Consider the following 16,681-nt stretch of genomic DNA (forward strand, 5'->3'; position numbering starts at 1 on the left):
GATAGCGCGATACACATGAACATTGATAACATCAGACAGGTTTACCTAATCGGAATCGGCGGAATTGGCATGAGCGCCTTGGCTCGGTATTTCCGTCACCTCGGCTGTTTGGTGGGCGGATACGATAAAACGGAAACCGCGCTAACCAAACAACTGGTTTCCGAAGGGATTTCTGTCATGTATGCCGACGATTTTACGTTAGTGGATGATTCCTTTAAGGTTCCTGACGAACATACCTTGATTATTTATACACCAGCGGTCCCTGCGGAGCTGCATATTCTTAATCAGTTCCAGCAACTGGGGCATACCTTGTTTAAGCGTTCACAGGTACTCGGACTGATCAGCCAAAACCGGTTTACCATTGCGGTGGCCGGAACGCACGGAAAGACCACTACGTCCACGCTCGTGGCCCATATTCTGACAGAAAGCGGGTATGGCTGCTCAGCTTTTTTGGGCGGAATCAGTACGAATTACGGAAGCAATGTGCTTTTTTCGACCGGCGAAGTGGTGGTAGTGGAGGCAGACGAATACGACCGGTCCTTCCTGACGTTATATCCGGACATCGCGGTAGTGACCTCTGCTGATCCGGATCACCTGGATATTTATGGGGACAAGAATCATTTGCATGAATCGTTCGCCTTATTCCTGAAGCAGCTGCATAAAGATGGAACGAGTATTGTTAAGGAAGGATTGCCATTTGAGGGTAACATACGCTATGCCGCCGGTACGCCGACCGATGCCTATGCCGATCGGATACACGTGAAGAACGGCGAGTTCTTCTTTGATTATATTTGGCAAGGTGGGCAGATAACGGATGTGCACATAGGAGTGCCGGGGAAACACAACGTCGAGAATGCAGTTGCGGCTATTGCCGTTGCGCAACAATTGCAGATCCCCGAAGCGAAAATTGTGAAGGCATTATCATCATTTTCCGGTGTAAAGCGCCGCTTTGAATACATCGTGAAAACCGATAACACGATCTATATTGATGACTATGCCCACCATCCGGAAGAGTTACGGGCGTTTCTCTCGGCAGTGCGGCAACTTTATCCTAAACGGAAACTGACAGCCGTGTTCCAACCCCATTTGTATAGCCGTACCCGCGATTTTGCTGATGGGTTCGCGGAGGTGCTCTCCAACGTAGATACCTTATTGCTGATGGATATTTATCCAGCACGGGAATTGCCGATTAAGGGTGTGGATTCACGGATGCTGCTTGAAAAAATCGCCTTAACGGATAAACACATGGCGACACCGGATTCGATAACGGATTATGTGCGTACACACAGACCGGAGCTGTTGGTAACCGTAGGCGCGGGCGACGTAGATTTATTGGTAGAACCCTTGAAAGCGATTTTGGAAGATGTTTAGACTACGGTCTTATCGATTTAATTGGCGGAATCTGCTGTACGCAGGGGTGGGGGCGCTCGTGCTGGCAGGGTCGGTATTGCTGATGGGATTCATTAATACCAAGAGCAGTGAACAGGCTTGTTCCGACGTGCAGGTCATTGTATTGGGAAATGAGTCGTTCATTGAGCAAAAGGACATCATGGCTTTGTTGGTCGAAAAGTATGGTGAGCTGGTTGGGCGTACGCTGGAATCCATTCCCATTCACGATATGGAGGCAGATTTACGGCAAATTCCCTTTGTTTTTTCCGCCATCGTGACCATCGATATGGACGGTTTGTTAACTGTGCGTGTTAAACAGCGGGAGGCTGTCGTCCGCGTCATCAACGAAAAAGGACTGGATTTTTACATCGACATAGAGGGACATAAAATGCCTGTATCCCTGAAGTATGTTCCGCACGTGCCGGTGGTAAACGGACACATTTCCGAACCATACAATGGTGCGCTCGACAGCATCGAAAGTCAATTGGTCAAAGATGTATTCAGGACCGCCCAATTTATCAACGGCGATAGTGTCTGGAGTAACCAGGTTGTGCAATTGTATGTAAACGAGCAACAAGACATCGAGCTGGTACCTCGTGTAGGCAGTCAGCAGATTATATTGGGTAACGCCGATTCGCTGGAACGTAAATTTGAGAAACTGAAAATGTTTTATACCAAGATTGTACCCAAAACGGGTATGGGCGCATATAAGTCAGTTAATCTAAAATTTGCCGGGCAGGTCGTCTGCGAACGAAGCGATGGTTTTAAGCCCGAAGACATCATCATTCAGGATTCAATACAACAAAATAGAAGCAACATTACACAATAGCGTTATGAAGACCAAAATGAAAACCGAAAGAGACTCGCCAATCGTAGTGGGACTTGACATTGGTACCACGAAGATATGCGTCACGGTAGGCAGGCGCAGCGGAGCGAAAAAAATTGAAATTCTCGGCGTAGGTAAAGCCGAATCCTCGGGTGTGAGCCGGGGTGTTGTAGCCAATATCCAAAAGACCGTCAATAGCATTGTTCAGGCGGTGGAAGAAGCCGGAGGGCAGTCTAACGTGGATGTCAAAGTTGTTAACGTCGGAATTGCAGGACAGCATATTAAAAGTATTCAGCATCGGGGCATTCTTACGCGGAAAGACGATAATGAGATCAGTCGCTGGGACATCGAACGGCTGATCGAAGATATGTATAAGTTGGTGCTGCCCCCGGGTGAAGAGATTATCCATGTGCTTCCCCAGGAATTTACCATTGACAACGAACCCGGAATCAAGGATCCCATCGGGATGGCCGGTCGACGAATGGAAGCTAATTTTCACATCATATCCGGGCATGTGAGTGCCATTAAGAACATTAAGAAATGCATTGATAATGCGTCGCTGGAAGTGCAAGATCTTATCCTTGAGCCACTTGCGTCTTCGGAAGCGGTGTTGGATGAGGCAGATAAAGATGCCGGCGTTGTTCTGGTAGATATAGGCGGAGGAACCACAGATGTAGCCATCTTCCACGAAGGAATCATCCGCCATACAGCGGTAATTCCACTGGGGGGGAATATCGTAACCGAAGACATTAAGCAGGGATGTGCGGTATTGCGCAACCAAGCAGAACTACTGAAAATCCGATTTGGTTCGGCATTGGCCGATGAAAATAAGGAAAACGAAGTGATTTGCGTGCCGGGATTGCGGGGACGCGAACCCAAGGAGATTTCCGTGAAAAATCTGGCATACATTATCCAGGCCCGGATGGAGGAAATCATCGAACACGTCTATTACGAGATCAAATCTTCTGGATACGAAAATAAGCTCATCGGGGGAATTGTCATAACCGGGGGCGGTGCGCAACTAAAGCATCTCGTGCAGCTTGTCGAATACATCACCGGCATCGATTGCCGCGTGGGATTCCCGAACGAGCACTTGGCGAAGAACGAGGTATTGCCGAAAAATGTGTATGACGAACTGAAGAGCCCGCTGTACGCAACCGGAATCGGCCTGCTGATCAAGGGTATCCAGGCAGAGGAAGAACAAGCCGAGCTGAATGAAAAGCAAGGTGTTCAACTGTCGGTCAGGGAGATCACCGAAAAGGGATACAAAGAAAAGGGTTTCTTCAAGTGGTTCAAGGATATTATCAAAGACGGCAACGAGATTGACGACGAAAGTTATTTAGGCAAGAAATAATTTTCAACAACTGCTGTTTTTTCCACATTATTAACAGTTGTGGAAAACTATTGTGTAAAAAGTGCTAATATTACGCTACGATTGTAGGGTCGAATTGAATTTTGTATAACGCTCTTTTCGAGCAAAATACGATTGAGTTATGTCTTTCAAGTTTGAAATGTTAAAGGAACAATCGGCAATTATTAAGGTAATTGGCGTTGGTGGGGGCGGTGGAAATGCGGTCAACCACATGTATAAACAAGGAATCAGCGGGGTTGACTTCATAGTCTGTAACACAGATGCCCAAGCGCTCGAACTGAGCCCTATCCCCAACAAGGTGCAGCTGGGAGCAAGCCTTACCGAAGGTATGGGAGCCGGAGCGGACCCCACGGTCGGGGAGAATTCAGCGATAGAGAGCATCGAAGACATCAAGCGCATGTTGGGATCAAACACCAAGATGCTATTTATCACGGCCGGAATGGGCGGTGGTACCGGTACGGGGGCGAGCCCTGTGTTGGCCAAAGCAGCCAAGGAATTGGGTATTCTTACGGTGGCGATCGTAACCACCCCGTTTGCGTTTGAGGGCAAAAGGAGGCGCGTTCAGGCTGAGGAAGGGCTGGGAGAGCTTCGAAAATATGTCGATTCCTATCTTGTTATTTCGAACGACCGGCTAAGGGACATTTTCGGTAATCTTACCATGACAGCCGCTTTTGCCAAGGCAGACGATATCCTGACTACCGCCGCAAAGGGTATTGCCGAGATCATTACCATTCCCGGATATGTCAATGTCGATTTTAAAGACGTCAGGACGGTAATGAACGACAGCGGCGTAGCTATTATGGGCAACGCGGTTGCCGAAGGTGATCAACGGGCACTACGAGCGGTAGAGGGAGCATTGGCATCACCGCTGCTTAAGGATAACGAGATCGAGGGAGCACGCTATATTTTGCTTAATATCACTTCGGGTAAACAGGAGGTAACGATGGACGAAGTGACCATCATTACCGATTACATCCAGGACAAGGCCGGTCTTTCGGCCGATTTGATCTGGGGTAACTGTATCAATGAGTCGTTTGAAAATGAGTTGTCCGTAACGATTATCGCCACCGGTTTCCAAACGTCCGAAGAGCGGATAAAGGAGAAGGCAAATGAGCGGATCGAAATTCCCCTGACTCCCGAGGAATCAAAAATTCCGTATGTTAAGCCAATTAATCGATTTGTCCAGAAGGAAGCCGATGCGGCAGAAAACAGTGAACCGGTGATGAAACTGGACGCAGAGGAGCGGGATATGCCGCGGCCGACTGCGCAACAGGTGGATCTCTTCAGTAACCCGGTATCAAAGCCCCAGCTACGGAACAGTACCCCCGATAAAGATGGGATTATCCGTCACACATTGGCACCTCAGGAGCGGCAAGTCGAAGAGCGCGAGCCAGACAACGATGGCTACGAAGTGAAAACTACGCCATCCGCGTTTCATTTTGAACTTCCGTCGGTGGCCGAAGATTCGGTGCCTAGAACGAACGATGCAACAACCATCGGGCAGGATCGTCCGGACGTGACTCCGTCGGCGCCGGCGCCTGCGGAATCGGTCTACAAGGCCGACGAGCACAAAACTCCCGATTATGTGGAAAAAGAATTGCTGAAAACCAAAGAGCGTATTTTGCGCTTAAAGGAATTAAGTATGAAGTTAAAGTCAGCAAACGGTCTTCAGGAGTTGGAAACGGAACCGGCGTATCGAAGAAAGCAAATGGCGCTGGACAATGTGCCGCATTCATCAGAGTCACAGGTTTCGAGATTTACGTTATCCACCGACGAGGGTATTACGGAAATCCGGCCAAACAATTCTTTTTTGCATGACAATGTAGACTAGGTACTCGATACCTATTTGTCAATCATAACTGTTTGGTGGAGATTCGGTAGAATTGGACGCCAAACAGTTTTTTAGTTTTAAAAGGGTAAGTTTTGTGTAAATTTTGTGTAAACAACCGGTAGCGGAGGGATCAGATAAGCATCCCGTGTATTGGTATCATTTGATATAAAGTTTATCTTTGCAACGATTTTTTTTACAATTAATATTGAAAAACGATATTGGACTTATTTGATAAAATCACGAAAAATTTCGGGCCTATAGGTCAGCACTACGAGTGGTCACATGGCTATTTTTCGTTTCCGAAATTGGAAGGCGAAATCGCGCCCCGTATGCTATTCCAAGGAAAAGAGCATTTGATCTGGAGTCTGAATAATTACCTCGGTCTTGCAAACCATCCGGAAATACGAGAAGTAGATGCACAAGCAGCTGCGGATTTCGGGCTGGCCTATCCTATGGGAGCGCGGATGATGTCCGGAAACAGTGTCCATCACGAAGAACTCGAGCAGGATCTGGCCGCGTTTGTCGGTAAAGAGGATGCCTTCCTGCTCAATTACGGCTATCAGGGCATGGTGTCCATCATCGATGCTTTGCTGGACCGCAACGACGTGGTAGTTTACGATGCCGAGTCACATGCATGCATCGTTGACGGTGTTCGATTGCATTTGGGTAAGAGGTTTGTTTACCGTCACAATGACATCGAAAGCTGTGAAAAGCAATTGGCCAGAGCCAGCAAACTGGCAGCTGCCAACGGCGGGTCGGTTTTGCTAATCACCGAAGGCGTTTTCGGGATGTCCGGTGCACAAGGGCATCTAAAGAAAATAGCCGCCTTGAAAAAAGAGTACGGATTCCGCATGTTGGTCGACGATGCCCACGGATTTGGTACCATGGGCCCTACAGGAGCGGGCACCCATGAAGCGCAGGACTGTGTGGCAGATGTAGATATTTATTTCGGGACGTTCGCAAAATCAATGGCCGGCATCGGCGCGTTTGTCGCTTCAACCCGTGAGGTGGTTACCTACTTGAGGTATAACATGCGTTCCCAGACATTTGCCAAGTCTTTGCCGATGCCTATGGTAATCGGACTGAAAAAGCGGTTTGAATTGTTGAAAAACAGCCCCGAATTACGGGAGAAACTGTGGACCATCGCGTTGGCATTGCAGAACGGGCTTCGCGAACGGGGATTTGACATCGGAGCGACGAATACCATGGTAACACCGGTGTTCCTGAAAGGTGATCTTAATGAAGCTACAGCCCTGACACGCGATCTGAGAGAGACACACGGCGTATTTTGCTCCATCGTTGTGTATCCGGTGATACCTAAGGGACTTATTGAACTGAGGCTTATACCTACTGCCGTCCATACGGAGGAAGACGTTGCTTATACCTTAGAAGCGTTCACAGCCATTAGTGAGAAACTGAAGGCGGGATATTATAAGCAAGCGGTTTCCTTGCAGTCAGAATAAACGATTTATATTACATAAAAGGCCAAAAAGCGACTATTTCAGGCTTTTTGGCCTTTTTAGTTTGGTAAGCTTATTTCTTTCGTATCTATTTGATTATCAGTAATATGTCTGGTGGTTGCTCGTGTTTAATATTTGCCGGCGGTGTTGATTGTGGAAAAAAAAGTGCATTTAAAGCTTGTTTTGCGCGTTTTTTAGTTTTTTTTTCCGAAAAAAGATTCTACTTTTAGCGCACTGTAGATTATTAACTTAATTAAATTTAAAACTAAAAGGAGTATTAATTATGGCAAGTATTCAAAAATTCAATGAGCTTAAGAGCTTGATCGAAGGGTTAGACGGAGATGCTGACAAATTCTTTAATAAAGGCAACAATGCTGCTGGTACTCGGGTTCGGAAAGGCCTGCAGGACGTGAAAAATCTAGCACAAGCCATCCGCTTGGAGATACAAGACGCAAAAAACGCGAAATAAGCATAATCGTTAACGATAAGTAAAAATTTTGAGCCCTGGAAACTCCGGGGCTTTTTTATTTTATTATCAAATCAAAAATATATAGCTTAGTATTCCAAATCGTTGAAGCCATGTCAAATCTTGGGAAGGTGTGGTTGCTATTACTGGCTTGTCTGCCTACGGCAGTGACGGGCCAGCAATATTCGCACTACACCATGTACATGGCCAATAACTTCGTGCTTAACCCCGCACTGGCCGGTGTCGAATCTTATACGGATCTTAAATTGGCTGTCCGTTCGCAATGGACGGGTATTTCGGATGCACCCAAAACCGTATACGCCACTGTAAATTCTCCGTTGAATGCCCAACACGCCAAGAAGAATCGGATCGGCATCGGTGGCAAGGTCATTCTGGACCAGACCGGACCGATTTCACTGGCTTCGGCCGAGGTGAGTGGTGCCTATCACCTGCGATTGAATGCCATGTACCGGTTATCTTTTGGTGTGGGAGCGGGAATCAATTATCATCGGCTTTCTATTCAGAAGCTGCAATTGCGTGATCCCGCCGATCCCATTTACAGCCAGGGTGATTTTGGGCAATTGGTACCGACGGTGAGCGCGGGATTGTGGTTTTATTCGAACGATCTTTATGTGGGTATCTCCGCCCAGAACCTGCTGGAAAATAGCATGGAGTTTTCGGTGGCTGACGATCTGCGAATGCCCATGCAGCGGCATTATTTCGCCACGGCTGGATATCGCTTTACATTTGGTAGTTTCTACCTGACCCCTTCGGCCATGGTTAAGTTCGTGCACCCGGCCCCCGTAGGTTATGACGTTAATGTCAAAGGGCAGTTTTCCGACGTGTTTTGGACCGGTGTAACGTGGCGATACCGCGATGGCGTAGCCGCCATGGCGGGATTTTTCATTAGTCCGACGTTGAATGTAGCGTACGCATACGATTTTGTCAACTCCGATCTGCGCCGGCATTCGCAGGGGTCACACGAAATAATTCTGGGAATCAATATCAATAATCAATGGGGACCGAAATGTCCGACAATTGTATGGTAGGCCGATGAGAAAACGCACGATTACCGATTACCTTTTACGCATAGGGATCCTGATGGCCACCTGGTTTCTCAGTCTGGAGGGGTATGCCCAGAATGGCTCGGTAGGCGATCCGATTATCAACATTACCTTTGGAACCGTTAGCAATCCGGATTTTGGTGGAGGAACCACGACGTATTTTCATGAACCGACCAGTCCACTAACCGATGGCGAATACCGGTTGGCGAGCAATATCAATCAGGCGCGTTCAGGATGGCATAATCTTCGCGACCATACGACTGGACAGGGGGATGGCTTGATGCTCGTCGTTAACGCCAGTTACGATGCCGGCGAGTTTTATCGCATCCGCGTGTCGGGATTGTGTAAAAGCACGCGTTTCCGCTTCAGTGCATGGATTGCCAATGCCAACCGAGCGGCGGAATGCGGTGGACGTCCCATACCCCCCAATGTGCGGTTTGTCGTTGAGGATTTGAATGGTTCCGTGATAAATTCCTATGAAACCGGAGACATACAGGCTACTTCTTCACCTCAATGGCGGGAGTATGGATTTGAGTTCGATACCGGTGATCAATCTGAGTTCGATCTCGTGCTCATCAACGAGAATCCCGGCGGTTGTGGAAACGATCTGGCCATCGATGATATCCAGTTCCGGCCTTATGGCCCGCAGCTCCTGTTGAATATGGACGAGGCCTTGAGGCAGATGGATACGTTGTTTTTCTGCGGGAATGATCCACAACCCATCTCCCTTCGGGCCGAAATCGTATCCGACGATAGCTACGTGGAAACCCCCGCATATCAATGGCAGACCCGACGAGAAGGGGAGATATCCTGGGTGGATATGCCGCAAGAGAATAACGAGCAGTTACGCATTACACCCGTCCACAACCGATGGTATCGGGTCACTGTGGCTGCAACCACGGACAATCTTACGAATTCGCTCTGCCGGATTTCCTCCGACTCGATCAGACTTGCACAGGTGGTAACGCAAACGGATGTTGCCGACGAGATTGCGCTGGATCCGATATGCGTTGGCGAGTCCATACGGTTGGATCCACCCGGATTTGGCGGAGCAGGTGTTGGCCCGATCACGTATCAATGGGTACTGGACCAAGGTAACGGCACCGTGATTTTACCGGGAGCCACATCAGCTGGGTATGAGTTTCAGGCCCGGGAAGCAGGTACGGCCCGTCTGCAACGGCAAGTGGTGAATAGTTGCGGTGATGTCTTCGTTACGCATGTTTTCGAAATCGAAGTGAACGAATCCGTGCGTACGGCTTTGGTATTACCGCGTGACGTAGTCTGTGCGGATGATGAGCCGCTGTTACTTTCCGGCGGAACCCTAGTCAATAGCGATAAAGACGGTGTGTACAGTGGCAATGGGGTGATTAATGGCCGTTTCTATCCGGCTTTGGCAGGTGTCGGTGCGCATACGATCACCTTTTCGCCGCCTCCGGGCACGCCGTGTGCGGATAGCTCACAGGATGTCATCACCGTATTGGATTCAATCTACCTCGAGCCGATGGCGGATGTGGTGCTTCCGTGGGGGCAAAGCATTACCCTGAGCCCACAAACCAATGCATCGCAATTCAGCTGGAGCAGCCAGCCGGGGCTTGATAATTACCAAGTCCGGGATCCCATCGCGTCTCCCAGTGAGACGACAACCTATACACTTACCGCAAGCAATGCGGCGGGATGTGAAAAGACAGCGGAGATCACCATTACGGTATTAAGGGATCTTAAGGTACCAAACGGGTTTACGCCTAATGGGGATGGATTTAACGATACTTGGGAAATCGATGGACTGGCGGCCTATCCGAACTTGTTTATCCGGGTGTTTAACCGGTGGGGAGCCCTTGTGTTTTCTTCAAAAGGCTATGCCACTCCGTGGGACGGCTACTTCAATGGTGCACCGCTTCCAACCGCCACTTATTATTATGTGATAACATCCGATGCCTTGGCCCAACCCATTTCCGGGTCAATTTCCATTTTAAAATAGCCCGATTTTTACCATTCTGGTATTTTTCGTATTATCGCTGCAATAATCCATAGACAATGACCAGCAAACGAAACAATCCGATATGGGTAATGAGTTCAGCATTCGATAAACTGAGGTTGGCTGAGCTGATCAGGACGGCCCGATCTATTGGTGCACAAGGAATCGATTTGTGCGTTTTTCGCCGTGACGGGACCCGGCAAGACCACGTCGCTACGCATTTGGACTATGACGGCTTTACTCCCGATACTGCAAAGAAGCTCATAGACGATTTCAATGCCGCGGGGCTACGATTGTCTGTGGGGGCATTTGAAAATCTGATCGGCGGCGATCCGGCTGAACAGATTAGGAACCAGAACCATCTGCTGAAGCTGATCCGGATTGCCTATTTGTTGGGAGGTGACGCCAATGATGTGAAGGTAGGGACATTTGTAGGATATAACCACGAGTTGGGTACCCAAGAGGGGGGATTCCAAAAAAATCTCGAGGCTTACCGGAAGGTATTTGCGCCGATTATCTCGTATGCGGAAGACCTTGGTGTGACCATACTGTATGAAAACTGCCCGATGGAAGGGTGGCGCCCTGCCTCGTATACCTCTACCTACAACAACCTGCCGGGTGTGTTAGCCGCGCGTAAACTTATGTATGCGCTTATTCCCAGCAAGGCACATGGCGAAATTTACGACCCGTCGCACGACGTCTGGCAACACACTAATCCGGTTGATGTGATTGGGCAGAGCGATGTCACACGCATCCATCGGATCCATGTGAAAGCCACACGCAATCTGAGAACCCGCGCGCGCGTAGATTGGGGGGGGATGTATCCCATGCAGTCGGTAGACACGGACCTAGCGGAAAGGGCAGGGGTGGATGTGCCGAAAAATGAGTGGGACCGTCATCATTACGAAGCCATGTTGCCAGGCTTCGGCGGATCGGACAGCACGGATTGGCGTGCGTTCGTTGAACTGCTTTCCGAGCGTGGGTTTACCGGTCCGTACGAAATCGAAAATGAAGCACGGAATTCAAAAGATACCGGCAATTTGGCCGCCACCATACAGGGATTTCAGGCGGCCGTGTCGTTTTTGGCCCCCATGCTATGGGACGTTGATTCAAACGAAGGATATCAGTACCGTCCTTCCGGCTTGCTTTCTCAACCGACCGTATCGGATGTGCCCGTAATGACCATGGATCGGCTGCTGTCCCATTAAACCCCGGAATGCAGCCGGAATTTTTCGATCAGCTCGGCTATGTTGTCGACCTGCAATTTTTCGAAAATCCGTGTTTTATAGGTGCTAACTGTAGAGGTGCTGAGATTCAGTGCCTTGGATACCTCCATGATACCCATGCCCTGTACCAGGTATTTGGCTACGTCAACTTCCCGGTTTGAAAGTTTATTCAAGGGATTGTCCGCTTTGAGAACGGATTTTCCCATAGTCAGTGTGTTGTAATACAATTCCCTGACTTCAGGACTCATGTATTTGCCCCGTTGAATCACCGCTAGTATCGCGTCTTTTAGGTCGGCCTTTGACGTATTTTTATTTAAATAGCCGGCTGCCCCGGCTTGTAGGTATCGAAGTGCATACAGCGTTTCGTCGTACGAGGAGAAAACCAATATTTTAATATTGGGCTGCACCATCAATACTTTCTCAACCATTTTGATGTTATTGCCGCCCGGCATATTGATGTCTAGGAGTAACAAATCGTATTTTCGCTCAGATAACAATTTGATCATCTCGTCGAAATCTTCGGCTTGGGTTACTTTGGCTAATGGCAGTGCCTCTTTTACGACGATTGATGTGCCCAGCCTAACGATGCCATGATCATCTGCTATCAGTATCTCTGTCATGTGAACTAATGTTTGTCATAGATGCCCCACATCCGTGGTGCTTGGTTATTTCATAAGTATGAATGTCAACATTCACAAACTATGCAAATATAGCGCAAAATATATTTGCATAAACCGTTTAGTCAAATTTCCTAAAGTCGGCTAATCAAAATATGTACCAAACGGTTAACGGTAGCAGGTTATTTGTGCCTAAATACAGCAAATAAAAAAAAGTTTGATTAAACGCTAAAAATGTCCAACTTAGTGTTGAGAAAGTAATTAATTAACAAATTAACCTTATTGTTTATGGGATTTTTTAAGGAGTTTAAGGAGTTTGCCATGCGCGGAAGTGTGGTCGATCTCGCCGTGGGTGTGGTGATTGGTGGTGCTTTTGGCAAGATTGTCACTTCCTTGGTAGATGATATCATCATGCCGCCTATCGGATACTTGACGGGCGGGATCGACTTTTCGCAGATGCGGTATGTTATCCAGCCTGGCGATGAGGCCAGTGAATCGGCTGAGGTAGCGATCGCTTACGGTAATTTCATTAACGTCGTTATCCAGTTTATCATTGTTGCTTTTTGTATTTTCTTGGTGATCAAAGGGATCAACGCACTGAAGCGTAAGGAGGAGGCGGCGCCAGCTGCACCGCCTGCGCCTTCGAATGAAGAAGTGCTGTTAGCGGAAATCAGAGACTTGCTTAGAACCAAACAGTAACGAAATAATTAAGGCGCCACAGGCGCCTTTTTTGTTAAAAAGAGTTGGGCGCATGCGGATTGGTAAGGATGATGAAGTTTGCCAAATGCTTAAAAGCGGCCCAATTCGGGTGGGAAAAGGACGCATGGGGAAAACAGGAAATATTGGTTGTGTTGATTCGGCGCTTGTACTTGCGCAAATGCGCAACCGTACCGAGTTGCTCATCGCTGTGAAACCGACCGTTCAGATGGAGGATTTTTTTTACTGACTTCTTTTTGATCCAACTACTGATCCGATAAGCCATGGTAGCATCCCATAGATTTTGGCTTTGGTATATTTTTAGATTTTCCATCCCTCCGTGCCCACCCATAAGCCCCGTAAATTTTTCAAAGTAGGCTCCTGTTAAGGTGTCTATGGGAAGGGGGGCAAGCAGCGATCGGGCAGATTTATCCAGTACGTGGAGGCTCGCCAATCCGTCGCGGGTTACCCGGTTTGTATATCGGCTTGGCGCATTTGCCGCCAGTACAGGAATGCCGTGTGCCTTGGCGTACTCGACCAAGGGACGGTAATCCCGATAATTATTCCACAACGAAGCATCTTTCAGAAGGTTACGTTCGGTAACGATGCCTGCAAGGTATTCCTGAAGTACCAGCTGATCGTCGCTGACAAACATTTCCATCGAAAGTGCCACCCCCGCGTAGCGTTCATCCATAGCTTTCAGTAGTTCATATTCCAGTATATGGGCAACGGAATCATGGTGTTCTTCGCCAAAAAATACCACATCGGCGACTTTCAGGGCATCTGCTAATTGTGGCAACGTAATCTCTTGCTGGGTACGGGTATCATAAATACGGTATAACGCGCTATCCAACTGAAAAGAAAGCGCTGCGAACGGCAACAGGCCCATCGCGCAACAAAACATCCATCTGGTCATGTTACGAAGATACGCCTTTTCAGGCGCTTATTTTTCAATGAAAAACTGCGTGAATTGCAGATTCATCACCGATGAAGCGCAAATTTAATTGGATGAAACCTGCCATGTCAACGCGTGACACGAAGGGCGATGAAAGCTGTGGAAGCCATAGGCGAACGCAAGCTCCATCACCGTTGAAAGCAAAGTGCTGATGGAAATGGAGGTTCCATGAGGCCGTTAAAACAAACTATTTTCGAATGAAAAAATATCAGCGATAAATTTGATATTTATCTGATTAACCCGTACATTTGCGCTCTCATTTTGGAGGGTTATTACTAAAGATATTAAGCGTCATGAAGAGAACATTTCAGCCATCGCTACGGAAAAGAAAGAATAAACATGGGTTCAGAGAGCGCATGAGCACCGCAAATGGCCGTAGGGTGCTGGCCGCAAGGCGCGCGAAGGGCCGTAAACGTCTAACTGTATCGGACGAAGGCCGTCACAAAGCCTAATTTTTCACCATTGCCGGTGACTGCTTGTGTCCGGAGCCTTCAACCGGTTTCGGATAGGTCATCGATAATGAAAACGCATACATTTTCAAAAGAAGAACGGTTGTGTAGCAAAAGGCTGATCGATAGCCTTTTCCGCAACGGTTCTTCTTTCTTCATTTATCCCTATCGAATTACTTTTGCCCGCGTCGATGGGTTGCAACCCAAGGTTCAGGTGTTGCTGTCGGTATCCAAACGCCGGTTCCGTCATGCCGTGCAACGAAACTTGCTGAAACGCCGTATGCGTGAAGCGTATCGCCTTCAAAAAGGTGAACGATTGTATCCGGCTTTCGAAAGTAAACCCTTTGGGTTGACATTGGCTATACAGTATGTCGGCAAGGAGGTGCTCGATTATGCACTCATGTATAAAAGGATGACCGACGTGTTAAAAAAGCTTGGAGAAGAGACGTTATGAGCGCTCTGCAATTCATGTGGGAAAAAATCATCAAGCCCATCGTCGGCGGTATATTCTTGTTGCTGATCAGGGCGTACCAGTTAGTATTGTCGCCCATGCTGGGTGCCTCTTGTCGGTATACACCAACGTGCTCACAATATGCGGTCGAAGCGATACGTAAATACGGTCCTTTTAAAGGCGGGTGGCTTGCCCTCAAACGGATAGCCCGCTGTCACCCTTGGGGCGGCCATGGTCACGATCCGGTTCCTTAACTCTCTGCAATATTTTGTATTTTTGCACTCAGTTATGTCCAATCATCATATTCTTCAGATCGAAACAGCAACCCAGGTGTGTTCGGTAGCCCTATCCACCGATGGGAAGACGATGGCCTTCCGGGATGTCAATACACCCAATATCCATGCATCGCACCTGACTGTACTGATCGGCGAAGTGCTTCAAGAAGCCGGCTTGGCCTTCGAAGACCTGGTCGCTGTGGCCGTGAGTAAAGGCCCGGGATCGTACACGGGGTTGCGGATCGGCGTTTCAACGGCTAAGGGATTGTGTTATGCAACGGGTCTGCCATTGATCGGCATAGGTACCTTGGCAGGGATGGCAGACGGATTTAAGAACCATTATCCGGATATATGGGAAGGACATGCATTTCTATGCCCCATGATTGATGCGCGCCGTATGGAAGTATATATGACGGTCTATGACCAGGCAATGCAGCCGGTTAAGCCGGTTTCTGCCACCGTCATCGATGTCCATTCTTTCGATGCGCTGAAGGCAGATCAGCGGATTGTCCTGTTTGGAAGCGGCGCGGATAAGTTGAAGGCTCTGTTCGCGGATAGCGATCAGGTAACGGTGTTTCCCGGTTTTCTGAATTCCGCGAGATTCATGAGCCACCAAGCCCATGAAGCATTTCTGGCTGGTGATTTCGTCGATGTGGCTTACTTCGAACCTTATTATTTGAAAGATTTCGTTGCGACTACAGCCAGCCCTTCCGTTTAAACCAGAAGTAAATTCCTATGGAGATACCCACCATGAGTAGCATCACGGCCGGATAACCATAGTACCAGGCCAGTTCGGGCATATGTTCGAAATTCATTCCATAGACGCCAACAACGAAGGTTAGAGGCATGAAAAATACTGAAAAGATGGTCAGCACACGCATAATTTCATTCGTCCGTTGGGATGCAAGTGAGAAATATACGGTCAACAACTGAGCGGTGTTTTCGGAAAGGTTGTCAAAATAAGTTTGCGTGCGTACGTAAAGATCTCGAAGATCCCGTGTATACACATCGCTCTGTCCCTCCGAATCGATGTTGTCGACGATTTCATAGGAGAGCAACATCAACCTGCGGATTACGTCAATTTTCCGTTTCACGAAATATAGCCCCCTAAGTATCGGTGAAGTCCGTTGCCGCAGGAAGACCCGCTCTTCGTAATAATCCAATGACTCGGATAGCTTGAACCCAGGCTGTTCAAACGTGAGAATGGATTCCCGGATCATGGAATTGAGCAGATACAAGGTATTGTCACATTTACCGGTATCGATCCGTTTAGTCTTCATCCTATTGATAAGACTCCCCTCCGCACGGTGTACTGTAATGAAATAATCGCCGTTGAAGAAAATGGAGATTTTATTGGTCAACTCCTGTATCGTGTCCGCTTCGTGCACGTGGTCGGTCGCAAGTACCCGGAAAATGACAAACGTATAATTGTCAAATAACTCATATTTGGGTAAGTGGTCGGGTTGCATGCAATCTTTTATGGAGGCTTCATGCAACGTATATTTTGTAGCCACTTCCCTGATCTCATCGTCACTGGGATTAGACAGATCTACCCAGTCAAAACCGTTTTTTTCTTTGGATGCCAGTAGTTGAACCATCGTCAAACAAAATTAATCCGCCCAAGCGGCC

General features: G+C 48.2%; 17 protein-coding genes. 14 read left to right on the forward strand and 3 right to left on the reverse strand.

From position 1 onward, the window contains the following. Positions 1-15: 15 nt before the first annotated feature. From murC to ACFQRK_RS01350, 9 genes are all read left to right on the forward strand, one after another. A complete protein-coding gene (gene murC, locus ACFQRK_RS01310; protein WP_379002846.1) occupies positions 16-1,371 on the forward strand; it encodes a UDP-N-acetylmuramate--L-alanine ligase in 1,356 nt (451 codons plus the stop codon). Then, positions 1,364-2,218 (forward strand): cell division protein FtsQ/DivIB, encoded by an 855-nt coding sequence (locus ACFQRK_RS01315; RefSeq protein WP_379002847.1) that lies wholly within the window; start codon positions 1,364-1,366, stop codon positions 2,216-2,218. The genes murC and ACFQRK_RS01315 overlap by 8 nt, the downstream gene beginning before the upstream one ends. Positions 2,219-2,222: 4 nt before the next feature. Further along, on the forward strand, positions 2,223-3,569 hold the full coding sequence (gene ftsA, locus ACFQRK_RS01320; RefSeq protein ID WP_379002848.1) for a cell division protein FtsA: 1,347 nt from the start codon (positions 2,223-2,225) through the stop codon (positions 3,567-3,569). A 139-nt stretch (positions 3,570-3,708) separates the two neighbouring features. Beyond that, positions 3,709-5,418 (forward strand): cell division protein FtsZ, encoded by a 1,710-nt coding sequence (ftsZ, locus tag ACFQRK_RS01325; protein WP_379002849.1) that lies wholly within the window; start codon positions 3,709-3,711, stop codon positions 5,416-5,418. Positions 5,419-5,636: 218 nt separating this feature from the next. Next, on the forward strand, positions 5,637-6,881 hold the full coding sequence (locus ACFQRK_RS01330) for an aminotransferase class I/II-fold pyridoxal phosphate-dependent enzyme (protein WP_379002850.1): 1,245 nt from the start codon (positions 5,637-5,639) through the stop codon (positions 6,879-6,881). 280 nt (positions 6,882-7,161) lie between these two features. Further along, a complete protein-coding gene (locus ACFQRK_RS01335) occupies positions 7,162-7,347 on the forward strand; it encodes a histone H1 (RefSeq protein ID WP_090629460.1) in 186 nt (61 codons plus the stop codon). Positions 7,348-7,457: 110 nt separating this feature from the next. Continuing rightward, positions 7,458-8,393, forward strand: coding sequence for a type IX secretion system membrane protein PorP/SprF (locus tag ACFQRK_RS01340; RefSeq protein WP_379002851.1), 936 nt, complete (start codon positions 7,458-7,460; stop codon positions 8,391-8,393). 4 nt (positions 8,394-8,397) lie between these two features. Continuing rightward, positions 8,398-10,386 carry a gliding motility-associated C-terminal domain-containing protein gene (locus ACFQRK_RS01345; RefSeq protein ID WP_379002852.1) on the forward strand — a complete coding sequence of 663 codons (1,989 nt, stop codon included), beginning with the start codon at positions 8,398-8,400 and terminating at the stop codon, positions 10,384-10,386. A 56-nt stretch (positions 10,387-10,442) separates the two neighbouring features. Then, entirely contained in the window at positions 10,443-11,591 is a 1,149-nt protein-coding gene (locus ACFQRK_RS01350) for a sugar phosphate isomerase/epimerase family protein (protein WP_379002853.1), read from the forward strand. On the opposite strand, the gene ACFQRK_RS01355 is transcribed toward ACFQRK_RS01350, so the two are convergent. After that, a complete protein-coding gene (locus ACFQRK_RS01355) occupies positions 11,588-12,229 on the reverse strand; it encodes a response regulator (protein ID WP_379002854.1) in 642 nt (213 codons plus the stop codon). The two genes, ACFQRK_RS01350 and ACFQRK_RS01355, sit on opposite strands and share 4 nt — an antisense overlap. Before the next feature lie 285 nt (positions 12,230-12,514). Between ACFQRK_RS01355 and mscL the strand changes: the two genes are divergently transcribed. Beyond that, complete coding sequence (mscL, locus tag ACFQRK_RS01360; RefSeq protein ID WP_379002856.1) at positions 12,515-12,925, forward strand: large-conductance mechanosensitive channel protein MscL; 411 nt, start codon at positions 12,515-12,517, stop codon at positions 12,923-12,925. Positions 12,926-12,959: 34 nt separating this feature from the next. Here the strand turns inward: mscL and ACFQRK_RS01365 are convergent, their stop codons facing one another. Next, positions 12,960-13,838: a ChaN family lipoprotein gene (locus ACFQRK_RS01365; protein ID WP_379002858.1), complete on the reverse strand. Its 879-nt coding sequence runs from the start codon at positions 13,836-13,838 to the stop codon at positions 12,960-12,962. Positions 13,839-14,170: 332 nt separating this feature from the next. Between ACFQRK_RS01365 and rpmH the strand changes: the two genes are divergently transcribed. From rpmH to tsaB, 4 genes are all read left to right on the forward strand, one after another. Next, positions 14,171-14,329 carry a 50S ribosomal protein L34 gene (gene rpmH / locus ACFQRK_RS01370; protein ID WP_379002859.1) on the forward strand — a complete coding sequence of 53 codons (159 nt, stop codon included), beginning with the start codon at positions 14,171-14,173 and terminating at the stop codon, positions 14,327-14,329. A gap of 67 nt (positions 14,330-14,396) precedes the next feature. Beyond that, a complete protein-coding gene (locus ACFQRK_RS01375) occupies positions 14,397-14,780 on the forward strand; it encodes a ribonuclease P protein component (RefSeq protein ID WP_379002861.1) in 384 nt (127 codons plus the stop codon). Next, the gene (gene yidD / locus ACFQRK_RS01380; RefSeq protein ID WP_379002863.1) at positions 14,777-15,031 is read left to right on the forward strand and encodes a membrane protein insertion efficiency factor YidD; all 255 of its coding nucleotides are present in this window, start codon (positions 14,777-14,779) and stop codon (positions 15,029-15,031) included. The genes ACFQRK_RS01375 and yidD overlap by 4 nt, the downstream gene beginning before the upstream one ends. Before the next feature lie 34 nt (positions 15,032-15,065). After that, positions 15,066-15,770 carry a tRNA (adenosine(37)-N6)-threonylcarbamoyltransferase complex dimerization subunit type 1 TsaB gene (tsaB, locus tag ACFQRK_RS01385; protein ID WP_379002865.1) on the forward strand — a complete coding sequence of 235 codons (705 nt, stop codon included), beginning with the start codon at positions 15,066-15,068 and terminating at the stop codon, positions 15,768-15,770. Here the strand turns inward: tsaB and ACFQRK_RS01390 are convergent. Beyond that, positions 15,748-16,650, reverse strand: coding sequence for a CorA family divalent cation transporter (locus ACFQRK_RS01390; protein WP_379002867.1), 903 nt, complete (start codon positions 16,648-16,650; stop codon positions 15,748-15,750). The two genes, tsaB and ACFQRK_RS01390, sit on opposite strands and share 23 nt — an antisense overlap. Between the last annotated feature and the right edge of the window lie 31 nt (positions 16,651-16,681).

Origin of the sequence: Parapedobacter sp. GCM10030251, from assembly GCF_042666505.1 — a bacterium.
GTDB lineage: Bacteria > Bacteroidota > Bacteroidia > Sphingobacteriales > Sphingobacteriaceae > Parapedobacter.